Raw genomic sequence first — 2,133 nt, 5'->3', positions numbered from 1 at the left:
CGAGGAGGCGGAGGAGGAGAGAACAGCTTGAGGTGAGAGGGCACACTGCTATCTAATAGTGTGCCTGAGTTCGGAAAGTTTTTTTCTATTTCGTCTATGAGCTATATATACCAATGCTTTTAGACTTAATGAGAACCTTTCGCAACAACTATATATTTTGTTTATTATTTAATCTTTTTGTCGATTATTTCTTCTATGTTGTATTGGCTTTTTGGTGGTTCATAACCTTCTGGAACTTGATTTTTAAAATCTATATTTAATAGGGCATGTATAATTTCAGGATATTCTTCCTGAAATTTTCTTATAGCTTTTTCTCGTTCATGTTCTTTATTTATAAATTTTTCTGTAATACCACATTTTTTTAAATCATTTATGTATCTTTTGTATGATCGTTCACCTACATATTTTTTTTCTTCTTCTAATCCATCTGATATTGCACATATAAGAAATCCGCAGATCGCATCCGATCTTGCGGTTGAAAGCCTACCTGTTGGTGTGATTTTATCATGTACTTTTTTTATCTTTTTACAGATTTTTTTGTATTCTTCATCGTTCATTTAATGATGATACTTCCGCTTTCTGATATGTCTAATTTGTCAATTGTTAACTCTAATATTCTGTGTACTAATTGGCTTTCTTTAGATATGCCTCTCATATCCTTGTCTGCCAATTTGTTATTCAGCTCTATCATTTTTTTATAGAGCTTTTTTTGTTCCCATTCATTTAAAGCGATACTTTGAGCCATTTTTTTGCCCTCTAAAAAAATATCTATAATTCTATAGAATTTTATAGAATTGTTTTGTACTATATTTCTATAGAATTATAGAATCTTATAGAAATTGGGGAATTTCATGATCAAACAACAAATTTTAATAACTATAAAATCAGAGTAATCATCATGCTTGATTTTCTGCGGTTAGCTATTCCAATCATACCTACGCATGTTCGTAGCTTAGAGAATAATCACTGGTTTACTGGTGATATTCGCGATTTTGGTATTCCTGCTGCGACTCGACATGTTGGTAAATTGGATGATGGAACTACAACGACAGGGGAGCTTTATCATCCTTTTGAGTCTCTTCCTAGTGATTACACCGACATGGCTATGAAGTTTTATACGCATACAATCAATAGAACACCTTATGTTGAGATTAAGGCATCTCCATTGAAGTTGTTACAAGGTCACAATGTGTATGGTTTTGAGTCTATAGAATTAGGTTCTGATCATATGCTTGGCATGTTACTCGAAGCCTTTCCCCAGTTAGCCCCGATTTTGGACTTGGAAAATACTGAGGTCTTACATCTAGATACGACATATTTATTTAGATTGCCTCATCAGAATATGGTTCAACCAACTTTGGATTATATGGCTAACTTGGCTTCGGGTCACCGTAAAGCTAGACAGATTAAGTACGAGAACTACATCACTTGGGGTAATGATGGTGCATCTATTCGACCTAAGGCTTATGGCAAATTTGAAGAAGTAAAAAGCCAATTACATAAGCTACAGAAGAAAGCAGATAAGGGCTGTATGCGCTCTAAATCACTTGTTATTGCTATGAATAATGCCTTGCCATTTGCTAACGCCATTCTTCGTTTAGAAGCCCGTATTTGTAAAACTTATTTAACCAAGAATGGTTATCCATCTAATTTATTACAGCTAATTAAGCTGCAACATGAACAGCCAGAATTATTGCTACGCCTCTGGCACGTAGCGTTTGACCCCATCTTAAATACTATGAAGGGTAAATACATGAATTTCGCTAATGATGATCAATTACTTGAGTTATTTAAATCTCAATTAGTTACGTATACCAAGACAGGTAAGCCAAGTTATACCAAAGCTAAAAATGCTATGAAATTTTATTCTTTAATGCGTCAGCTTGGCTGGAAGAAGACAGTTGATTTATATAATAAAACTACATTCCATGATGCTCTTAAGCATTTGCTTGATTGTGGTATCAGCAAATCACATCTTCAGAACCTTGCTAAAAATCCAGACGGCAAAGTTATCCCATTTGTCCGTTTATTTGAACTCAAGATGGCTGATCAATTACCACCAGATTACGTTCAACCAGTTTCACAATACAGCCCAAAGAATCAGGGTTTACATCTAGTTGCCTAAAGAGAGGT

General features: G+C 34.5%; 3 protein-coding genes. 1 reads left to right on the top strand and 2 read right to left on the bottom strand.

Annotated elements, in window-relative coordinates:
- Positions 1-164: 164 nt before the first annotated feature.
- Together MKL62_RS09035 and MKL62_RS09030 are read right to left on the bottom strand one after the other, a co-directional pair.
- On the bottom strand, positions 165-557 hold the full coding sequence (locus MKL62_RS09035; protein WP_032051958.1) for a hypothetical protein: 393 nt from the start codon (positions 555-557) through the stop codon (positions 165-167).
- Positions 554-745 carry a hypothetical protein gene (locus tag MKL62_RS09030; RefSeq protein ID WP_032051959.1) on the bottom strand — a complete coding sequence of 64 codons (192 nt, stop codon included), beginning with the start codon at positions 743-745 and terminating at the stop codon, positions 554-556. Before MKL62_RS09030 ends, MKL62_RS09035 begins: the two co-directional genes overlap by 4 nt.
- A 153-nt stretch (positions 746-898) precedes the next feature.
- On the opposite strand from MKL62_RS09030, the gene MKL62_RS09025 reads away from it, so the two are divergent.
- A complete protein-coding gene (locus MKL62_RS09025) occupies positions 899-2,125 on the top strand; it encodes a phage/plasmid replication protein, II/X family (RefSeq protein WP_032051960.1) in 1,227 nt (408 codons plus the stop codon).
- Positions 2,126-2,133 lie beyond the last annotated feature (8 nt).

Origin of the sequence: Acinetobacter sp. AOR01_HL (assembly GCF_027855455.1) — a bacterium.
Lineage (GTDB): Bacteria > Pseudomonadota > Gammaproteobacteria > Pseudomonadales > Moraxellaceae > Acinetobacter > Acinetobacter baumannii.
This window is presented reverse-complemented; position numbering and strand designations above follow the sequence as displayed.

Excerpts from the sequence above, each read along its gene's own strand:
- MKL62_RS09035 (WP_032051958.1), bottom strand. The coding sequence starts at position 557 with ATGAACGATGAAGAATACAAAAAAATCTGTAAAAAGATAAAAAAAGTA.
- MKL62_RS09030 (WP_032051959.1), bottom strand. The coding sequence starts at position 745 with ATGGCTCAAAGTATCGCTTTAAATGAATGGGAACAAAAAAAGCTCTAT.
- MKL62_RS09025 (WP_032051960.1), top strand. The coding sequence starts at position 899 with ATGCTTGATTTTCTGCGGTTAGCTATTCCAATCATACCTACGCATGTT.